Below are 19,235 nucleotides of genomic sequence, written 5' to 3' on the forward strand. Positions count from 1 at the left end.
ATGTCTCGCGGCAGAAGTTTTTCCAAGCACTTTCGGACGCGTCTGATCGACGGCGACCGCATTGGCCTCGTAGCCTCTTCACCGGAAGAGCATTGCCAACATCGGCTTCGCTCGGAAGTCAGTTCAGTTCCAGTTGGCCTTGCATTGACGATGCCTGTCATCCCGTAGGTCGCGGGGCGACGGTAGGTGCGTTCAGGAATCAAGATCCGAGGAGCATCCCGTGACTCAAGCCGCCTTCAAGAGCCTGTGCGCACTCGCGCCCTGGTTGGCGTGAGAGACGCCATCACAGCGCTTCCGGAGCGCATTCTTGCTTGGCCTTCGTCCACCGAATGGGCCGGTGCGTTCCTTGCCGGCTCTGTCGTTCACATGCTGCTGCTGGTCCCGACTCTCGTCACGCTGCAGATCTACGACCGCGTGCTTTCCAGCCGCAGCACCGCAACCCTGCTCATGCTGCTTGCTGCTGCCGCCTTGTMTCTCGCGGCATGGTGGGTGGTCGATACCGCCCGGGTTCGCTGGCATGCGGCACGTGCGGTGGGGCTGGAAGACCGGCTGACGCGGGCTCTGATGCCATTGACGCTCCGTGTATCCGCCGTGCAGGCGGCATCGGTGGCGCAGCAGCTATTTCGAGACATCGGCACGCTGCGCGCGTTCGTCGGCGGTCCGGCCCTGCTCGCCCTGATCGACCTGCCTTGGTGCGCGGTCTATCTGCTGGTCCTCGCGGCCTTTCATCCGCTGCTCGGCGCGGTCGCCCTCGCGGGCATGCTCATCCTGATCGGGCTGGCGTGGCTCACCGAATGGCGACTGCGCGGCGCTGTGGCATCGGCCGAGCAGGCGCACATGCAGGCGCACCGCATGGGCAGCGAAGTCGCCGCCTTTGCCGACGTGCTGCAAGCGCACGGCCAGCAGCACCAGGTGGGCGATGCGCTGATCGCGATCAAGGGCGAAGCCTCCATCGCGCGGCTGGCCACAGATCTGCCGGGCCACGGCTTGAAGGGGCTCGGCAAGCTCGCTCGGCAGGTCCTGCAGATCGCCATGCTCGCGACGGGCGCCTGGCTGGTGCTGCAGGGACAGGCCACGGGCGGCGTGATGATCGCGGGCAGCATCCTGCTCGGCAAGGCGCTCGCGCCGCTGGAGATGCTGATCGGCGGATGGAAGCAGCAACTGGAGGCGCGCGAGGCGCTCGCCCGCCTGAGAAACGCCCTGGCGTCCGAGTCCCGCGCCGCCGGCCGGTTGCCCGAGACGACCCTGCCACCGCCCCAGGGCCAACTGAACCTGAGCCATCTTGGAGTCCGGCCCTCGCCGGGCGACGCGGCCCTCCTGCACAACGTCAGTTTCGACTTGCCGGCCGGCGCCATGCTCGCGGTACTGGGTTCCAGCGGCAGCGGCAAGAGCACCCTCGCGCGCGTGCTGGCGGGCGTGCAGCCGCCGACTCACGGCGAGGTGGCGCTCGACCGCGCCGCGCTGCATCAGTACGGCGCGCAGGCCCGGGGCCGGAGCACCGGCTTTCTTCCGCAGGACGTGCTGTTGCACTCGGGAACGGTGGCCCACAACATCGCGCGCCTGTGGCGACCGACCGGGAAGCTGACCCGGGATCAAAGCGATGCCGTGGTCCTCGCGGCGCAGCGCGCAGGCGCGCACGAATTGATCACGTCGCTGCCGAAGGGCTACGACACGCTGCTGGGCCACGAGCCCGGCGCGCACATCCTCTCCGGCGGTCAGCGCCAGCGCATCGCCCTGGCCCGCGCGATCTACGCGACGCCGGGCGTGGGCGAACCGAGCCTCATCGTGCTGGACGAACCCAACAGCCAACTCGACTCCGAAGGCGAAGCGGCGCTGGAACGCTGCCTGCATGGCCTGCGCGAGCGGGGTCGCACCGTCGTCGTCGTCACGCACCGGCCCCATCTGATCGGCCTCGCAAGCCATGTGCTGGTGCTGGCGCAGGGGGTCGTCGAGCAATTCGGCCCGCGCGAGCAGGTCCGGCAATGGATGGTCCAGCGCAATCAAGCCATGATGGCGAATCGGGCGGCCCGGGCATGAAGACCACCGCGCATGCCCCCGCTATCGTTCACGCCGCCCTGCCCTCGCCTCCGTGGCAGCAGGAAATGCGTCGCGCGCTGCGCGCCGGCCTCTGTGGCACCGTGCTGGGGGTCGTGGCCTTGAGTGCCTGGGCTGCGCTCGCACCACTGGCCGCCGCCGTCATTGCAGAGGGGACCGTCAAGTCGGTCGGCAATCGCAAGACGGTGTTGCATGCCGAGGGCGGAATTGTCGCGGCGGTCCATGTGAAGGACGGCGACCGGGTGTCGCAGGGACAGCCCCTCATCACCTTGGCCGACGCGCGCGTTGCCGCCGGCGCCCAAGCCCTGCGCGGGCAGTGGATCACGAACACCCTGAAGGCGCAGCGCTTGAGCGCCGAGACGCGGGGGATTCCCTTCACGCCCGACCTCCGGGCGCTTGAGCAGGACGACCACGCGAGCGAACCAGTCACGGATGCACAGGCGCTGGTCGCGCTGCTGGCCCAGCGCGAGCGGGAACTGTTTGCCGCGCGTGCCCGGCAGCAGGCCGAACAAGCTCGATGGTTGAGCGAGCAACTGTCGCAAATCCAGAGCGAGAGCAAGACCCAAAGCGAATTGATCGCCACCACGGCATCGGCCCTCAAGCTGGCGCAGCATGACCTTGCGATGAATGAGAAGCTCAAGGCGGATGGCTTCATCAGCGAGGCGCGGCTGGCCGAACTGCAAAGGATCGTGGCCGACTATCGCGCGCGCATGCAGACGGGGCAAAGCCAACTCTCGCAAGCCCGCCAGAAGGAAGCCGAAACGCGCCTGAAGCTCTCGGCGCAGCGGACCGAATTCGCGCGCGCGGCGGCCGACGAACTGAAGGAGGTTACAGCCCAGCTTGCGCAGACCGCGCAGGCGCTGCGCCCTGCCCTCGATGCACAGACGCGACAGCAGTTGGTGGCACCGGTGGATGGTGAAGTCGTGGGCTTGAACGTGCATACCGTGGGCGCCGCCGTCGGTCCGCGCGAGCCCCTGCTCGATATCGTGCCGACCGGCTCCGACCTGGTCATCGAGGCGCGGATCGTGCCGAGCGACATCCGGGACGCGCAGACAGCCATGGCGCACGGGGCGCTCGCGCACGTGATGCTGCCCGCCTATCGCGTGCGATCGACGCCGCAAGTGGACGGGCGCGTGACCTATGTCGGGGCCGACCGGCAGACCGATCCCCAGGCGCCCAACGCGCCGTACTACGTCGCACACGTCATCGTGAGTCCCGAAGCGCTGGAGACCGCCAGCCAGCTTGCCGGTCAGCCACTGGTGCTTTCGCCGGGGATGCAGGCCGAGGTCTTCATTCCGACTGCCGAGCGCAGTGCGTGGCGCTATCTGTTCGATCCGGTGCTGGATGGGATCCGGCATAGCTTGAGGGAGCGATGAAACACGCGCCAATCGCAAATGATCGCCATGAAAGTCAACCACAACGAAAGGAGCAACGAAGAATGAAGCGATATAGAAGCAGGCTGTTCCTGCTGAGTGTTGCCGCATGCCTTGCGGCCTGCGCGACCGCCCGGACGCCGGAGGAAAAGTCCCCGCTCGGGATGTCGGGGATACCGCCCCCGCCGCTAGTGCCGCAACCCGAGGGCACGCCGCTGCCGCCCCGCGATCCACGCATTGCGGAGCGCTGGCCGCCTGAAATCAAGCGACTGGTCGACAACATGCTGACGCTCTATGCGAAAGCTCCGGACGAGCGGCCGCCGACCGTCAAGGAGGTCGAACAGAAGATGGGGATAACGCTGACCGAAAGGCCATTGAAGCCTCAGGAAGCTCGAACGTGGCACAAGCGCTTTGTCATCAGCGGAACACCGTATATGGATCCTCCTTCGATGCCTCATGGAGGTCTCGGCGAGTTCTACGGAATTTCCCGAGCAAGACCTCCTGGAGGCATGACACAGCACTTGCAATTGGTCACGGCGCCAGCACGAAGCGGGTATTGCCTTGATCCCTATGAACTGGCCGTCTACACCGGTTCTACGTTTGTGAACAACGACACCTCTCCGCACGCAAATGTTCGATCCTGGTCGCCCGCCTATGTCTGGGGCATGTTCAAGTGGAGCAACACCAGTCGATATGGAGGCCCGTACTTCAGCATCATCCTCGGACAAGAAAGGGACCCGACGACTCGACAAATTCTCAGCACTGGCTGCGTGAGTGAAATCGCCGTCGTCGGCAAATATCAAGAAGAAGAGAAGTAGTCAGAGACAACCATCGCCGTGAATTTCAACGACAACGACGGGAGTGAAGAAGAATGAAGCGATATCGAAACAGGCTATTCCTTCTGATGAGCGTTGCAGCATGCCTAACCGCGTGCGCGACGACTCGATTGCCGACGGAAAAACCCCCATCACAAGCGACAGGGATACCGCCGCCATTGGTGCCGCAACCCGAGGGCACGCCGCTGCCCCCACGCGATCCGCGCATCGCGGAGCGCTGGCCGCCTGAGATCAAGGGACTGGTGGACAACATGCTGGCGCTCTATCCAAAGACACCCGACGAACGGCCACCCACCGTCAAGGAGATCGAACAGAAGATGCGGATAACGCTCACAGAAAGACCACTGGATGATCGAGAGGCCCGCTTCTTTAGCAAGCAATACGTGGTTGGCGGCACGCGCTATTCGGACCCCGAAGTGAACAGTCTGGGATCGTTCGGAGCGCGCTACAGCATCACGCGAGCGCGCCCCCCCGGTGGCATGAGACAACACCTCCAACTGGTCGTATCTCAAAGACAAACCGGTTTCTGTCTTGACCCCTACGAACTTGCCATCTACACCGGTCAATCGTTTGTGAATAACGACACATCGCCGCACGCAAACGTTCGGTCTTGGTCGCCTGCCTATGTCTGGGGGATGTTTAGGTGGAGCAACACCAGCCGCTATGGAGGGCCGACCTTCAGTCTCATCCTCGAACAAGAGCGGGATCCGGCGACTCGCCAAATTATCGGCGATGGCTGTGTCAGTGAAATCGCCGTCGTTGGCAACTATCAAGACGAAGGGAAATAATCAATGACAACCATCAATGCAAGTGTCTTTGCAGGCCTCACGGGTGCGAATCCGGCTCTCATCACGCGTGCTGTCGCGCTAATCAATGACCAACGGCTAACCTCGTTGGAATCCCTTCGGCAGGAGCTCAACCATGGAACATGGACGATTCGCGTCGCCACCCCCGCCGACAAGTTGACCGATCCCGCCGTCTACATCGATCCAGTGAGAGATCCTGTGACCAAGGCAATCATTGAACGCGGACAAATCTTGCTTCGGCCAGAAAACTTAACAAGATCTGATGACGCAGCCGTTCTCAAATTGATTGACAACCTAAGACACGAAGGCGCACATGGTGACATAGCAAAGGAAGCAACGCGATCAGCAGCTCGAAACGAACTGGTTGGCGCGCAACCCGACATTTCCGTGACTGAACGCGGCGATCAATACATCAATACGATCCTCGACGACGAGTCCAACGCTCGCTATGCAAGCTGGCTATTTCGCACCCAACTAGACGGTCTGGGTACGGAGTACGCTGCGTCCAATCGGGCGTCACTTGCCACCGACGAACTCTACAAGGAATTCACCCGGCTCGAAGGTGTCGCCAACGGTTTAGGCTTGACGGGAACGAACAAGTCAACCTATGTCGTTGAACACGCGCGTCATGCAATGGCGGCCTATGACGATCACTCGTACGCGACCACCTCAGCAAAGTTCGTGACCAGAGCGTTGGGCATCAACGGTACTCAAGCGGGCACTGACTACCTGAATCATGTGCAGAAGAGCTACAACGCGACGGGCTATGAGGTGACCGATCCGGTCATGCACAACGACGGTTCCTCGAGCGCCAGCGTCATCTATCAAGACGGCCGCCGTACCGAAGTGATCTTTGATTCCGACGGCAATCTCTTTCGGAGGACCGAAGGCGCTGCGAACGGCGACCGGACCAGCACCGACTACTTCGCAAACGGCAAAATCAACCGCATCACCGAAATCGATGGCGCGCATGACAACGCCGACTACGCCTCACGCACGACAGCCTATGACGCACAGGGGCGCCTGGAGCAAGTCAGCGTCACCCGCGACGACGGCAGTTTGCATGGGACAGCCTACGACGTGCGAAATAGCTACTCGGAATCCCGCTGGGAGATGGAAATTGACGCACAGGGCCGAACGGACTGGGCCATGTCCGTGGGTGACAACGGCACGTACTACGTCAGCAATTACGACCAGCTTGGCAATCAAAGCTGGAAGCAGATCGACACGGCGTACGACATCTGGGACCGGGCGGACTATTCCATCAAGATCATGGACGACGGCAGCTACGTCACCACCGACTACGACCAGTCCGGGGTGCGGTCCGACAGCGTCTGGCAAAACTACTTCGATTCGCAAGGCCGCGTCGAGCATGTGAACATCACCTACGACAATGGCAGCTTGCATGCGACAACCTACGACGTGCCGAACGCCTACTCGGCTTCCCGGTGGGAGATGATGATCGACGCGCAGGGGCGAACGGATTGGGCAAAGTCCGTCGAGGACAATGGCGTCTCGTACGTCAGCAACTACGACCAAGACGGCACTCATAGTTGGAATCAAATCCTCTCGCACTTTGACGCCTGGGGTCGCGAGGCCTGGCGCAACGTTACTTACGATGACGGCAGCCGATTGGAAGTCGATCTGGATGAGACAGGCGAGAACACATGGGTGAGTATTCAAAGTCTCTACGACCCCCAGGGCCGCCTCTTGGACGTTACATACCTCTCCGACAACGGTAGTAGCGGGTATTTAGGAAGGGAGCCTGTCGGAGGGGGAAGCATGTCTGGTTCTTCGCTCCAAAGGCTCCTCTACGGTGACCTTCCTGTGCCCGATGGCCTTTGGGACGGGATCATCGAGGTGAGAGTTCCGGAGTGCTGATTGCACGCAGGGGCTGGAACGCTCGGCGGTGCTTACGTTGACGAGCAGGCTGCTGAAGTACCAAGCGCGCCGAAGACATCCTGAGAACTGAAGAACTGCGGTTGTCGGTGAGCGTGTGTCCCATGCAGCGTAGCTCGCTGGCCCCCTTGCCCTTCCGATACCGTGGGCGCCGCCATCGGTCCGCGCGAGCCCCTGCTCGACATCGTGCCGACCGGCTCCGAACTGGTCATCGAGGCGCGGATCATGCCGAGCGACATCCGGGACGCGCAAAAGGCCATGGCGCACGGGGCGCTCGCGCATGTGATGCTGCCCGCCTATCGCGTGCGATCGACGCCGCAAGTGGATGGGCGCGTGACCTATGTCGGGGCCGACCGGCAGACCGATCCCCAATCGCCCAATGCGCCGTATTACATCGCGCACGTCAACGTGAGCTCCGAAGCGCTGGAGATCGCCAGCCAGCTGGCCGGTCAGCCACTGGTGCTTTCGCCGGGGATGCAGGCCGAAGTCTTCATTCCGACCGCCGAGCGCAGCGCGTGGCGCTATCTGTTCGATCCGGTGCTGGATGGGATCCGGCATAGCTTGAGGGAGCGGTGAGGCTCACACACCTTTCATCCAATCTATCAACAGTGTCTAAGAAGGAGAAGCCATGAAATGAAGCGACTACGACGATTGCAACTGACCACTGCGCTGCTCGCAGCGGGCATGCTGGCAACGGCTTGCGCTGGTTCGCAAAAGCTTGGGGGCAAGCCGCCCGATGCACACAACCAGCCAACAAGCGTGCCTCTACCGCGGGCCGCTCCAATCGCACCGGTAGCGACCTTCGAGGGGCGCCCGGTTGCGGCCGAACTGCCGCTCGAAATCAAGCGATTGATCGATGGAGTCCGGCGCTTGCATGAGCAGCCGGGCCTGATCCTCGATCGCGAAGCAATCTACAAGACCCTCGGCGTGAAGCCCACTTCATTGTCCGAACCGCCACGCACCGACGGACGAAGAATGACTGAAGGACTGGGCTTCGAGCGGCCACAGGAGTACTCGAATTGGAAAGCGAGCCTGAAGTACTCCGAATTTCCCCAAACCGATTCATGGTCCGTGAGGGTCGAGTTGAGCTACGGCGACGGCACGAACTGCTATCCCTCGCGCCTCGTGGAGTCGTACTGGGGCAAACCGTTTGTCTATCGGGCCATCAGCGTTCGTGCGTTTCTGGGTGAACTAGAGCGCAAGCAAGTGGACATACCACCCACCGGTCCGCACGACACCGCACCGTACGACGCGGGATTTCCCAGCGCAGCGGCAGATACCGCCAATGTGATTTTTGCCATCGGTTTCGGTGGGTGCTTGCACAGCATTTTGGCCAGCAAACTCTTCAAATTGAAGGAATACAGCGATGACCACATTTACCATCAATGACGCAATATTCAAGCCGTTGAAGGAGGCACCGGGGGTCGATCCCGCCGCCTTGCAGGCCCTCGTCAATGGGCTCAACCGAAACCCCTATGCCAATGCCACCTTCACGCAGGCTGCACAGCGCGGGGATTTCGTATTCGAATTGCTCCCGCATAGCACTTTGGCACGCAAGGGCGGCGGTGCCTTTTTCAGCAATGATCGAGGAACGGACCCGTTTATCGCGCGCGGGAATAAGTTCGCCATCCAACTCGACAAGGATTGGTTTGTGCCTCATGGCACGGATGCCGCCACCTTCACGAAGTCAATGAGCGCCAGTACGGCCCTCGGCATGGTGATCCACGAGGCGGATCATTCCAATCGTCAGGCCCTGTTCGATGACGCTTTCAAGATCAGCATCACGCCCACCTATCGCCCGGAGCTGACCGGCGCAGCGCGCGTGGCCGCTTCCGTTGACACGACAATGAAAGCCGAAGTCGCAGGTTGGTATGCCGAACTGCAGACGCTGCGCAAGGAATTGGAGCTAGGGCACCTCTCGCAGTTTCAGTTCGAATTGCGCACGAAAGAACAGAGCCCCTTCGGCAAGCTACTTGCCGTGGAGTCGCAGGGCAAGGTGCTCGGCCTCAGCGGCGACGCGCTCACGAACTACGTTTCCGATCACGGCAAGAGGGCCATCCCGAGCGACTATGTTGACAGGTACATTTCGGCCTATAGCAATGCCAGCACCAACCCACAGGACGTTCGCGGGATCTTGGCCTATGCCCAGACGAATGATCCGTTTCAGGTCAAGACCTATTCGGAAGAAGTGGGCGCCGACGGCGCCTTCGTTTCCAACGCGACGTTTAACAATGGAGATCGGATCACGACGATCGACACCGGACTGTCGTGCCGCGTCATCGAGACGGACAGCGCGCATGACAACGCCGACTACGCCTCACGCACGACAGCCTATGACGCACAGGGGCGCCTGGAGCAAGTCATCGTCACCCGTGACGACGGCAGTTTGCATGGGACAGCCTACGACGTGCGAAATAGCTATTCGGAATCCCGGTGGGAGATGGAAATTGACGCACAGGGCCGAACGGACTGGGCCATGTCCGTGGGTGACAACGGCACGTCCTACGTCAGCAACTATGACGAACTTGGCAATCAAGGATGGAGGCAGATCGACACGGCGTACGACATCTGGAACCGGGCGGACTACATCATCACGTTCATGGATGATGGCAGCCGCGTCGTACATGACTACGACCAAGCCAACACGCGCAGCGACAGTGTTTGGGTGACCAAGACGGATGCGCAAGGCCGCATCGATTGGATCAACGTCACCGGCGACGACGGCAGCCGTACCTCCATCGATTACGACCAGGCCGGCAGCCAGAACTGGAGCAGCATCGCGACTCGATACGATCCATCAGGAAAACGGACCACGCAGACGCAGTACTACGACAACGGTGACCGCGCCGAGAGAACGTTTTTTCCGAACCAGCATCCGGATGCCTATGCTCAGTCTTACGTCTACGCCGATGGGCACGGAGCAGGTGGCACACTCCAATTCGACGGATACGGGTACGCCATCCTGATCAATGGAGGGTCCATAGGTCAAGAATGGGGGCGCGAGAATTGGCGAAGGATGGTCACATACGACGATGATCCCTATCCCAACGCCCATGCCGAGGTGGGTCCCATCGAACCAATTGATCAATGGTGAATGGCGTCGTACGCGTGTGCACCACACGCCGAAAACGCAGCGAAGAGATTCCCAGCCTCATGATTGGTGCAATTTTTTCGCTGGAGGCTCTCGGGCCAGGCTCCAGGGTGGACGAGCTCTGCCCGCGCCGGTCGCCCCGGATTGGGGCGACCGGCGCAAAGGCCTTGGCAATCGGTTGGTTGGCACTCTGTGCGGCGGGCGGGGCTTCAGCCGCCTGCAGCGTTGAACGAGTCGGGACGACGGAACTGGTGGAGGCACGCGACCAATTCGAGTTGCCCGTCGTCATCAATGGGAGCCCGGCGATTCATTTCCTGGTCGATACCGGCGCCGAGAAGAGTGCGATTGATACGAGCCTTGCCCAGAAGTTGGCGTTGCCGGAGATCGGGCGTCGCGGACACCTGATCGGCTCAGACGGGCTCAAGGGGCGGACATTCTCGGATGTCACGACAGATCGATTGGCGCTGGCCGGCGTGGCGCACGTCAGCTTCCCGCTGGCCGTCGGCGACCTCCTGATCCCCGGCAAACCGACCGCCCAGGCCGTGATAGGCGCGAACCTGTTGGCGCAGTACGACGTCGAATTCGATTTTTTGGGTAAACGCCTGAATCTCTATCGGGTGCGGAACTGCCATCAGGACAGCTCGGAGTTCAAGCCTTGGGCAACGCCTCACGACGTCGTGCCCTTGAAGGCAGGCTTCAGAAACCTGCTTTCGCTGCCGATCTCGATCGATGGCAAGGTACTCGAACTGCTCCTCGACACGGGGGCCGTGCGCACCAAGATATCGATGGACGCGGCCCGCAAGCTGGGCCTTGACATCGAGAAGCTCAAGGCCTATGCGCAACGAACGACCAGCTACGCCCATAGCGGCCGGTCGATGACGAACTACTCGCAACGATTCAACAGGGTCCAGATCGGTGAGAGCTCCTACCGCAACGTCGAGATCAAGATCGCAGGAATCGAGGTCAAGACCTATGACGGATTGCTGGGCTTGGATTTTCTTCGCACGCGCAAAGTGTGGGTCTCCTACGCAACGCGGCAACTGCTGGTGGAACAGACCCCGGTAAAGCGTCGACGCCCGCCTCGCCCTGAATGACCGTGCGGGGCTTTCACCGGGATGCAGGCCGAGGTCTTCATTCCGAGCGCCGAGCGCAGCGCGCTACCTGTTCGATCCGGTGTGGGATGGCATCCGGCATAGCTTCAGAGAACGACGAGACCTCTGGCGAAGCGGCACGCCGCACCCGCCCACCTTGAACCCGCAAGTGGATCGGCGCATCATCGGGCGTCCTGTCGCCAACCAAAAAGAAGCGGGGTGCGCCATGTCCTTGCTTGCACGCTGGATATCCGTGTCGCGTCCCGGCCTGCTGCCGCTCGCCGCGCTGGCGCTGGCGCTTTCGGGCTGCGGAGGTGGTGGTGGAGGCAGCAGCAACAACGCGGGGGCCATTGGCGCAGTCACCCTCGCCGAGGCGCAGCCTCCCCCCATCGTCGCCGCGGTGCGCAACGGTGTTTCGCCCTTCATCGCCTTCGTGGACCTGAAACTGCAACCGCCCATCGCCGGGCAACCGACCCTGGTGCACTACAGCGTCGAGTCCAAGCCGGGCAGCGTCGCGCGCCCGGTCAACGTCAACTATGCGATGAGCTACCTGAAGCGCCGCGGCTATGCCTCCGCCGACGGCGCCACGGTCACGGTTCCGGTCTTCGGCCTCTATGCGAACTACGCCAACGTCGTCCACATCGATCTTCAACGCCCGACCGGATCGCAGCAAGACCTGCGCGTCGAGATCCCCACCGCCGCCTACACCGACCCGAACGGCATCTACGATCGGCCGAACATCCTGAAATCGCGCACGGCGGGCGACTCGCTGTCCTTCGACTACTTCTACATGAAGTCCGCATTGGGCAGTCCGGTGGTCGTCGACACCGACGGCCAACTGCGCTGGGTGGTGCCTGCGAAGACGGGTTCGTTCACGTCGCTGTTCCATGGCAACCGGTTCATCGTTGGCGACGGCGCGTCGCTCCGGCTTCTGCGTCTTGAACTCGACGGCACGACGAACGAGGCGTTCCTGAGTGCAGCAACAGACCTCACCAACTTTCACCACAACCTCGATCCCGGCAAGGTCGGCCTGCTCGCCGAGATGAACGCCCAGCGCAATGGCGTCGCCGCCGTCGAAAGCACGCTGGCCGAGATCGACCCGGACGCCGGCATGGTGCTGAAGCAGTGGGATCTGGCGGACATCCTGTCGCGCTTCATGCAAAGCCACGGTGATGACCCGACCTCGTTCGTGCGACCGGGCGTCGACTGGTTTCACATGAATGCCGCGACCTACGACCCCAGCGACGACACGCTGATCGTCTCCAGCCGCGAGAACTTCGTCGTGAAGATCGACTACGCCAGCGGCGACCTGGTCTGGATTCTTGGCGATCCGACGAAGTACTGGCACGGTTTTCAGTCCCTCGCAGCCCGGAGCCTGACGCTGGGGGCCGGCGGGCTGTATCCGATCGGACAGCACTCGGTGTCGATCACGCACGACGGACTGCTGCAGCTGTTCAACGACGGCCAGCGCTCGGCCAATCAACCCGCCGGCGCGCCGGCCGGCGAGATCCGCAGCTACAGCGCAGTGTCGGCCTATGCGATCGATGCCGCCAGCCGGACCGCGGTCGAAGCCCGGCGCTTCGACTACGGGCAGAGCATCTATTCCGCTGTCTGCTCCAGCGCCTACCAGGCCCCCGTGGGCGCGTCCATGCTGATCAGCTATGCGGTCGCCGACAACGCCACGCACGCACGCCTGGTCGGGCTGGACGAGAGTCAGAACGTGGCGTTCGACTTCGAGTACGCGACGTCGGAATGCAACACAAGCTGGAACGCGCAGCCGATTCCGTTCGAGGCGATGCGCTTCGACGAATAGAACAGCGGGTCAGGCAGCGCCCGGATTGAACTTCATGGCCACGCCATTCATGCAGTAGCGAAGCCCGGTGGGCTTCGGCCCGTCGTCGAAGACGTGACCGAGATGTCCTCCACATCGCCGGCAATGCACTGCGGTGCGCGTCATGCCGAGCGATCTGTCCTGGGTCTGCCCGACCGCGTTGGGCAACGGCTGCCAGAAGCTGGGCCAGCCGGTCTTGCTGTCGAACTTGGTCCTGGACGAGAAGACCTCGAGGGCACAACCGGCGCAGGCGAACCGGCCTTCCCGGTGCTCGTCGTTGAGCGGACTCGAATACGGTCGCTCGGTGCCCTCTTGCCGCAGCACCGCATATTGGCCGGGAGTGAGCAGCTTGCGCCATTCCTCATCGGTGTGAGTCACCTCGAATTTCGCGGGTTCGGCCGCTTGCGCCAACCGCCCGCCCCATCCGAAGGCACCGGCAATCGCCAGCCCCACGGTCGACATCCCGGCAACGAGAACTTCACGGCGAGCCTTCAGAGTCATGACGAACTTTCAACGTTGGGGCGGCGGTGGCTGCCCCCGCGGTTTGTAGTTCGAACCATGCGGGGCCCGGGTTACATCGCAGCGTGTCGGGCCTCGGCGGCCAGCGTTCGCGTTGTCGTCCTACGCCACCGAATTCAGGCCGAACCCCCTCGTGCCGGCCGCCAGAGGGCATCCTTCGAGATAATAGGGGTTAACCCCTATTTTTTGACATGACACCTTCGACCGGCTCCCAGCCCACCGCTTCGTCGCGCATGCCCGTGGCCCTGCTCGCACTCGCCGCCGCCGCCTTCGCGATCGGCACCAGCGAATTCGTGGTCATGGGGCTCTTGCCGGACATGGCGCTCGACCTCGGCGTCACGCTGTCGCAAGCCGGCCTGCTGGTCACCGGGTATGCGATGGGGGTGGTGGTCGGCGCACCGGTGTTCGCGGTGGCCACCGCGCGGCTCCCGCGCAAGGCCACGCTGATCGCGCTGGCCTCGCTGTTCGTGCTGGGCAACCTGCTGTGCGCGCTGGCGCCGGACTATGGCCTGCTGATGGCCGCGCGCGTGATCACCGCGCTCGCGCACGGCACCTTCTTCGGCATCGGTTCCGTGGTGGCCGCCGGGCTGGTGCCGCCCCACCGGCGCTCGCAGGCCATCGCCCTGATGTTCACGGGCCTCACGCTGGCCAATGTGCTGGGCGTGCCGATGGGCCGCATCATCGGCGAGCACTTCGGATGGCGCATGACCTTCGCCGCGATCGTGGTGATCGCGCTGGGCGCGGTGGCGGCGCTGGTCGCCCTGCTGCCACGGCAGATCGAGATGCAGAAGGGCAGCATCTTGCGCGAGTTCACCGTGCTGGCCGACCGCCGCGTCCTGCTGGCGCTCGCCACCAGCGCGCTGACCTCGGCCAGTTTGTTCTGCGTCTTCACTTTCATCGCGCCGCTGCTGACGCAGGTCAGCGGCTTCTCGAATGCGGCGGTGGCACCGATCCTGCTGCTGCTCGGCGTGGGCCTGACGATCGGCAGCACGGTCGGCGGCCGCCTCGGCGACCACCGACTGGTGCCGTCGATGCTGATGGTGCTGGGACTCAACGCGATGGTGCTGGCGCTGCTGCATTTCGCGCTGCCGCTGAAGGCACCCACGGTGCTGCTGATGCTGCTGTGGACCACGCTCTCGTTCGCACTGGTGCCGCTGCTGCAGACGCTGATCGTGCAGCACGCCGACGCCGCCCCCAATCTGGCCTCGACGCTGAACCAGGGCGCCTTCAATCTCGGCAATGCGGCCGGCGCCTGGATCGGCAGCGGCATGCTGGCCGCGGGCGCCCCGCTGGCCCGCCTGCCGTGGGCCGGCGCGGCGATCACGCTCGGCGCCCTGGTGCTCGCGGCCTGGAGCAGCCGGCTCGGCAGCGGCGCGGCACGGCTTCAGTCCGCCTGACTCACTCCCGCGCGCCCCACGTCATGCGCTCCGGCGAGGCCGGGCCCGGCCCCGCGACGGCGCCTGACCCCGCACTCGCACATCCCCAATTGCCCGAATTAGGGATGACACCGAGCGTTCAGTGCATCGAAGTATCGGAACAGGCCTAGGAAGTACCAAACCCGGAAATTGGCGTCTCCACAATCGTTGCACGGCGACCCCCGTCGTCGATCACAAGGAGACAGTCATGAAGCGTTTTCTGAAGGCGGGCCTGGTGCTCGCGATCGCCGGTGCGGGGCTGGCCCATGCCGCGACCGAACTGGTGATCGCGACCGTGAACAACGGCCACATGATCGAGATGCAGAAGCTCGGCAAGTTCTTCGAGCAGGCCCATCCGGACATCAAGCTCAAGTGGGTCACGCTCGAGGAAGGCACGCTGCGCCAGCGCGTGACGACCGACATCGCGACCAAGGGCGGCCAGTTCGACGTCATGACGATCGGCATGTACGAGACGCCGATCTGGGCCAAGAAGGGTTGGCTCAAGCCGATCGCGACCGATGCAGCCTACGACGTCGACGACCTGCTGCCGGCGATGCGCAACGGCCTCTCGGCCGACGGCAAGCTCTACGCCTCGCCCTTCTACGGCGAGAGCTCGATGCTGATGTACCGCAAGGACCTGGCCGACAAGGTCGGCTTCAAGATGCCCGAGCAGCCGACCTGGGCCCAGGTCAAGGAACTGGCCGGCAAGATCCACGACCCGAAGGCCGGCGTCTACGGCATGTGCCTGCGCGGCAAGCCGGGCTGGGGCGACAACATGGCGCTGCTGACCACCATGGTCAACACCCACGGCGGCCAGTGGTTCGACATGGCCTGGAAGCCGCAGATCGACACCAAGCCCTGGCATGACGCGATCGGCTTCTACGTCGACCTCATGAAGGCCTACGGCCCGCCCGGCGCCTCGGCAAACAGCTTCAACGAGAACCTGGCGCTGTTCAACGAAGGCAAGTGCGGCATGTGGGTCGACGCCACCATCGCGGCCTCCTTCGTGAGCGACCCGAAGCAGTCGAAGGTGGCCGACAAGGTGGCTTTCGCTCAAGCGCCAGTGGCCGTCACGCCCAAGGGCGCGAACTGGCTCTGGGCCTGGGCGCTGGCGATTCCGGCCGGCTCGCAGAAAGTCGACGCGGCGCAGGCCTTCGTCAAGTGGGCGACCTCCAAGGACTACGTCCAGCTCGTGGCCAAGGAAGAAGGCTGGGGCTCGGTGCCGACCGGTACGCGCAAATCGACCTACGCCTCGCCCGAGTTCATGAAGGCGGCGCGCTTCGCCGAGGCCGAGAAGAAGGCCATCGACACCGCCAATGCGAACGACAGCACCCTCCCCAAGTCGCCTTACGTCGGCGTGCAGTACGCGGCCATTCCGGAGTTCCAGGCGATCGGCGTCGCGGTCGGCCAGCAGATGAGCGCGGCGCTGTCGGGCAAGGTCACGGTCGACCAGGCCCTGAAGACCTCGCAGACCGCGGCCGAGCGCGAGATGACCAAGGCCGGGTACTACAAGTAGACGCCGACCCCCTCCCCCGACGGGGGAGGCGCGAGAAAAACAAAGGTCTGCCATGAACCGACTCCTGCCCCGTGCGCTGATGGCGCCGGCCGTGGTCACGCTCGTCCTCTGGATGCTGGTGCCGCTGCTGATGTCGATCTACTTCTCGTTCGTCAACTACAACCTGATGCAGCCAGGCGAACGCACCTTCGCCCGCTTCGAGAACTTCCACTACTTCATCACCGACCCGGACTTCTGGCCCGCGGTGTGGAACACGCTGCTGCTGATCGGCAGCGTGATCGTGATCACGGTGGTGCTCGGCGTGCTGCTGGCGCTGCTGGTCAACGAGCCGTTTCCGGGCCGCGGCATCGTGCGTGTGCTGCTGATCTCGCCCTTCTTCGTGATGCCCACGGTGAACGCGCTGCTGTGGAAGCACATGATGATGAATCCGATCTACGGCGTGCTGGCCGACCTCTGGCGCAGCTTCGGCATGACGCCGGTCGACTGGCTGACCGACCTGCCGCTGTTCTCGGTGATCGTCATGGTGGCCTGGCAGTGGCTGCCCTTCGCCTGCCTGATCTTCATCACCTCGCTGCAGTCGCTGGACCGCGAGCAGATGGAGGCCGCGCGCATGGACGGCGCCAGCGCAATCCAGCGCTTCGGCTACCTCACGCTGCCCCACCTGGGCCGGCCGATGGCGGTGGTGATCATGATCGAGATGATCTTCCTGCTGTCGATCTTCGCCGAGATCGCCGTCACCACCAACGGCGGGCCGGGCAACGCGAGCACCAACCTCACCTACCTGATCTTCAAGCAGTCGCTGATGAACTTCGACGTCGGCGTGGCGTCGGCGGGTGCGCTGTTCGCGGTGGTGCTGGCCAACATCGTGGCCGCCTTCCTGATCCGGATCATCGGCAAGAACCTCGACTGAGGAGCGACGCATGCAATCCGAACATTTCCTCTTCCTGACGCTGCGCACCGTCGGCGCCTGGGCCCTCGCGCTGCTGCTGTTCTTTCCGCTCGGCTGGTTGGTGCTGACCTCGTTCAAGACCGAGCTGCAGGCGATCCACGTGCCGCCGCTGTTCGTGTTCACACCGACGCTGGACAACTTCGCCGAGGTGCAGCGGCGCAGCGACTACCTGCTGTTCGCGCGCAACTCGCTGATCACCAGCGTGGGCTCGACGGTCATCGGCCTCTTGATCGCGGCGCCGGCCGCGTACTCGATGGCCTTCTTCCGGACCCGGCGCACGCGCGACATCCTGATGTGGATGCTGTCGACCAAGATGATGCCGGCGGTCGGCGCGCTGGTGCCGATCTACGTGCTGGCGCAGACCGCCGGCATGCTCGACACGCGCACCGCGCTGACGGTGGTCTTCACGCTGTCGAACCTGCCGATCATGGTCTGGATGCTCTATTCGAGCTACAAGGACATCCCGCCCGAGATCCTCGAGGCCGCGCGCATGGACGGCGCAAGCCTGTGGACCGAGTTCCGCCACGTGGTGCTGCCGCTGTCGGTCGGCGGGCTCGCATCGACCGGCCTGCTGTGCCTGGTGCTGAGCTGGAACGAGGCCTTCTGGGCCCTCAACCTGAGCTCGGCCAAGGCCGGCACGCTGGCGACGCTGATCGCCTCCTACTCGAGCCCCGAAGGCCTGTTCTGGGCCAAGCTCTCGGCCGCCTCGCTAATGGCCATCGCGCCGATCGTGGTGTTCGGCTGGTTCAGCCAGAAGCAACTGGTTCAGGGCCTCACTTTTGGCGCCGTCAAGTAAACGAAACACGAACAGGGGAACATCCCATGGCCTACCTCCAGCTCGACAACATCAAGAAGAGTTTCGGCGACGCGCACATCATCAAGGGCGTCGACCTCGAGATCGACAAGGGCGAATTCATCGTCTTCGTCGGCCCCTCGGGCTGCGGCAAGTCGACCCTGCTGCGGCTGATCGCGGGGCTCGAGCCGATCACCAGCGGCCGCCTGTCGCTCGACGGCAAGGACATCACGAGCACGCCCTCGGGCAAGCGCGACCTCGCGATGGTGTTCCAGAGCTATGCGCTCTATCCGCACATGAGCGTCTACGACAACATGTCCTTCGCGCTCAAGCTCGCGAAGGTGTCCAAGGACGTGATCAGGACCAAGGTCGAATACGCGGCCAGGACGCTGAATCTCACCGACTACCTGAACCGCACGCCGAAGGAGCTGTCGGGCGGCCAGCGGCAGCGGGTGGCGATCGGCCGTGCGATCGTGCGGGCGCCGAAGGTGTTCCTGTTCGACGAGCCGCTGTCGAACCTCGACGCGGCGCTGCGCGGCAACACCCGGGTCGAGATCCACAAGCTGCACCGCGCGCTCGGCGCCACCAGCATCTACGTCACGCACGACCAGGTCGAGGCCATGACTCTGGCCGACCGCGTGGTGGTGCTGCGCGACGGCCTGATCGAACAGGTCGGCACGCCGATGGATCTGTACGACCGGCCGGCCAACCAGTTCGTTGCCCAGTTCATCGGCATGCCGTCGATGAACATGGTCGATGCCAAGGCGATCCCGAGCTTCTCGGCGCAGACCGGAGGCCGGCTGCCGGCCGATGGCTTCCTCGGGGTGCGGCCGGAGGCGCTGCGCGTGCACCCGGGGCAAGGCCAGGGTGCGCCGGCCCGTGTCGAACTGATCGAGGCACTCGGCGCCGACACGCTGATCCACATCGACGTCGGCGGCGTGCCGCTGGTGGCGCGGCAGAACGACCGCACCGCGCTGCAGGCCGGCGATGCGGTGAACGTCGAACTCGATCCTTCGGTGCTGCATTTCTTCAACCGCGAGGGCCGTACGGTCACCGCCTGA

The 19,235-nt window shown here is 63.6% G+C and carries 16 protein-coding genes; 15 read left to right on the forward strand and 1 reads right to left on the reverse strand.

The features are described from left to right. Window positions 1-366: 366 nt before the first annotated feature. The 10 genes from AB4Z46_RS04465 to AB4Z46_RS04510 all read left to right on the forward strand — a co-directional run bounded on the left by AB4Z46_RS04465 (window position 367) and on the right by AB4Z46_RS04510 (window position 12,964). Window positions 367-2,037, forward strand: coding sequence for a type I secretion system permease/ATPase (locus AB4Z46_RS04465; RefSeq protein WP_442282280.1), 1,671 nt, complete (start codon window positions 367-369; stop codon window positions 2,035-2,037). Then, on the forward strand, window positions 2,034-3,431 hold the full coding sequence (locus tag AB4Z46_RS04470; RefSeq protein ID WP_442282281.1) for an HlyD family type I secretion periplasmic adaptor subunit: 1,398 nt from the start codon (window positions 2,034-2,036) through the stop codon (window positions 3,429-3,431). The genes AB4Z46_RS04465 and AB4Z46_RS04470 overlap by 4 nt, the downstream gene beginning before the upstream one ends. Before the next feature lie 62 nt (window positions 3,432-3,493). Next, on the forward strand, window positions 3,494-4,246 hold the full coding sequence (locus tag AB4Z46_RS04475; RefSeq protein WP_442282282.1) for a hypothetical protein: 753 nt from the start codon (window positions 3,494-3,496) through the stop codon (window positions 4,244-4,246). A gap of 86 nt (window positions 4,247-4,332) precedes the next feature. Next, the gene (locus AB4Z46_RS04480) at window positions 4,333-5,052 is read left to right on the forward strand and encodes a hypothetical protein (RefSeq protein ID WP_442282283.1); all 720 of its coding nucleotides are present in this window, start codon (window positions 4,333-4,335) and stop codon (window positions 5,050-5,052) included. A 3-nt stretch (window positions 5,053-5,055) separates the two neighbouring features. Then, window positions 5,056-6,951 (forward strand): hypothetical protein, encoded by a 1,896-nt coding sequence (locus AB4Z46_RS04485; protein ID WP_442282284.1) that lies wholly within the window; start codon window positions 5,056-5,058, stop codon window positions 6,949-6,951. A 162-nt stretch (window positions 6,952-7,113) separates the two neighbouring features. Beyond that, window positions 7,114-7,545: a hypothetical protein gene (locus AB4Z46_RS04490; RefSeq protein WP_442282545.1), complete on the forward strand. Its 432-nt coding sequence runs from the start codon at window positions 7,114-7,116 to the stop codon at window positions 7,543-7,545. A gap of 57 nt (window positions 7,546-7,602) precedes the next feature. Continuing rightward, window positions 7,603-8,358 carry a hypothetical protein gene (locus tag AB4Z46_RS04495; protein ID WP_442282285.1) on the forward strand — a complete coding sequence of 252 codons (756 nt, stop codon included), beginning with the start codon at window positions 7,603-7,605 and terminating at the stop codon, window positions 8,356-8,358. Beyond that, the gene (locus tag AB4Z46_RS04500; protein WP_442282286.1) at window positions 8,336-10,063 is read left to right on the forward strand and encodes a hypothetical protein; all 1,728 of its coding nucleotides are present in this window, start codon (window positions 8,336-8,338) and stop codon (window positions 10,061-10,063) included. The genes AB4Z46_RS04495 and AB4Z46_RS04500 overlap by 23 nt, the downstream gene beginning before the upstream one ends. Further along, window positions 10,057-11,154, forward strand: coding sequence for a retropepsin-like aspartic protease (locus tag AB4Z46_RS04505; protein ID WP_442282287.1), 1,098 nt, complete (start codon window positions 10,057-10,059; stop codon window positions 11,152-11,154). The genes AB4Z46_RS04500 and AB4Z46_RS04505 overlap by 7 nt, the downstream gene beginning before the upstream one ends. A 223-nt stretch (window positions 11,155-11,377) precedes the next feature. After that, the gene (locus AB4Z46_RS04510) at window positions 11,378-12,964 is read left to right on the forward strand and encodes an aryl-sulfate sulfotransferase (protein WP_442282288.1); all 1,587 of its coding nucleotides are present in this window, start codon (window positions 11,378-11,380) and stop codon (window positions 12,962-12,964) included. A gap of 9 nt (window positions 12,965-12,973) precedes the next feature. Here AB4Z46_RS04510 and msrB read toward each other — a convergent pair whose 3' ends face one another. Beyond that, on the reverse strand, window positions 12,974-13,477 hold the full coding sequence (gene msrB, locus AB4Z46_RS04515) for a peptide-methionine (R)-S-oxide reductase MsrB (protein ID WP_442282530.1): 504 nt from the start codon (window positions 13,475-13,477) through the stop codon (window positions 12,974-12,976). Between the two features lie 257 nt (window positions 13,478-13,734). On the opposite strand from msrB, the gene AB4Z46_RS04520 reads away from it, so the two are divergent. The 5 genes from AB4Z46_RS04520 (at window position 13,735) to AB4Z46_RS04540 (ending at window position 19,235) form a co-directional block, all read left to right on the forward strand. After that, window positions 13,735-14,898, forward strand: a complete 1,164-nt coding sequence (locus AB4Z46_RS04520) for an MFS transporter (protein ID WP_442282531.1) — start codon at window positions 13,735-13,737, stop codon at window positions 14,896-14,898. A gap of 226 nt (window positions 14,899-15,124) precedes the next feature. Continuing rightward, the gene (locus AB4Z46_RS04525) at window positions 15,125-16,432 is read left to right on the forward strand and encodes an ABC transporter substrate-binding protein (RefSeq protein ID WP_442282289.1); all 1,308 of its coding nucleotides are present in this window, start codon (window positions 15,125-15,127) and stop codon (window positions 16,430-16,432) included. A gap of 52 nt (window positions 16,433-16,484) precedes the next feature. Beyond that, window positions 16,485-17,342: a carbohydrate ABC transporter permease gene (locus AB4Z46_RS04530; RefSeq protein WP_442282290.1), complete on the forward strand. Its 858-nt coding sequence runs from the start codon at window positions 16,485-16,487 to the stop codon at window positions 17,340-17,342. A 10-nt stretch (window positions 17,343-17,352) separates the two neighbouring features. Further along, window positions 17,353-18,177, forward strand: coding sequence for a carbohydrate ABC transporter permease (locus AB4Z46_RS04535; protein WP_442282291.1), 825 nt, complete (start codon window positions 17,353-17,355; stop codon window positions 18,175-18,177). A 26-nt stretch (window positions 18,178-18,203) separates the two neighbouring features. Beyond that, the gene (locus AB4Z46_RS04540) at window positions 18,204-19,235 is read left to right on the forward strand and encodes an ABC transporter ATP-binding protein (protein WP_442282292.1); all 1,032 of its coding nucleotides are present in this window, start codon (window positions 18,204-18,206) and stop codon (window positions 19,233-19,235) included.

Origin of the sequence: Variovorax sp. M-6, from assembly GCF_052114385.1 — a bacterium.
In the GTDB taxonomy this organism is placed as follows: domain Bacteria; phylum Pseudomonadota; class Gammaproteobacteria; order Burkholderiales; family Burkholderiaceae_C; genus Variovorax.

What these genes read in the sequence shown, in the direction of transcription:
- AB4Z46_RS04470 (WP_442282281.1), top strand. Translation starts at nt 2,034, where the DNA reads ATGAAGACCACCGCGCATGCCCCCGCTATCGTTCACGCCGCCCTGCCC.
- AB4Z46_RS04475 (WP_442282282.1), top strand. Translation starts at nt 3,494, where the DNA reads ATGAAGCGATATAGAAGCAGGCTGTTCCTGCTGAGTGTTGCCGCATGC.
- AB4Z46_RS04480 (WP_442282283.1), top strand. Translation starts at nt 4,333, where the DNA reads ATGAGCGTTGCAGCATGCCTAACCGCGTGCGCGACGACTCGATTGCCG.
- AB4Z46_RS04485 (WP_442282284.1), top strand. Translation starts at nt 5,056, where the DNA reads ATGACAACCATCAATGCAAGTGTCTTTGCAGGCCTCACGGGTGCGAAT.
- AB4Z46_RS04495 (WP_442282285.1), top strand. Translation starts at nt 7,603, where the DNA reads ATGAAGCGACTACGACGATTGCAACTGACCACTGCGCTGCTCGCAGCG.
- AB4Z46_RS04500 (WP_442282286.1), top strand. Translation starts at nt 8,336, where the DNA reads ATGACCACATTTACCATCAATGACGCAATATTCAAGCCGTTGAAGGAG.
- AB4Z46_RS04505 (WP_442282287.1), top strand. Translation starts at nt 10,057, where the DNA reads ATGGTGAATGGCGTCGTACGCGTGTGCACCACACGCCGAAAACGCAGC.
- AB4Z46_RS04510 (WP_442282288.1), top strand. Translation starts at nt 11,378, where the DNA reads ATGTCCTTGCTTGCACGCTGGATATCCGTGTCGCGTCCCGGCCTGCTG.
- AB4Z46_RS04520 (WP_442282531.1), top strand. Translation starts at nt 13,735, where the DNA reads ATGCCCGTGGCCCTGCTCGCACTCGCCGCCGCCGCCTTCGCGATCGGC.
- AB4Z46_RS04525 (WP_442282289.1), top strand. Translation starts at nt 15,125, where the DNA reads ATGAAGCGTTTTCTGAAGGCGGGCCTGGTGCTCGCGATCGCCGGTGCG.
- AB4Z46_RS04530 (WP_442282290.1), top strand. Translation starts at nt 16,485, where the DNA reads ATGAACCGACTCCTGCCCCGTGCGCTGATGGCGCCGGCCGTGGTCACG.
- AB4Z46_RS04535 (WP_442282291.1), top strand. Translation starts at nt 17,353, where the DNA reads ATGCAATCCGAACATTTCCTCTTCCTGACGCTGCGCACCGTCGGCGCC.
- AB4Z46_RS04540 (WP_442282292.1), top strand. Translation starts at nt 18,204, where the DNA reads ATGGCCTACCTCCAGCTCGACAACATCAAGAAGAGTTTCGGCGACGCG.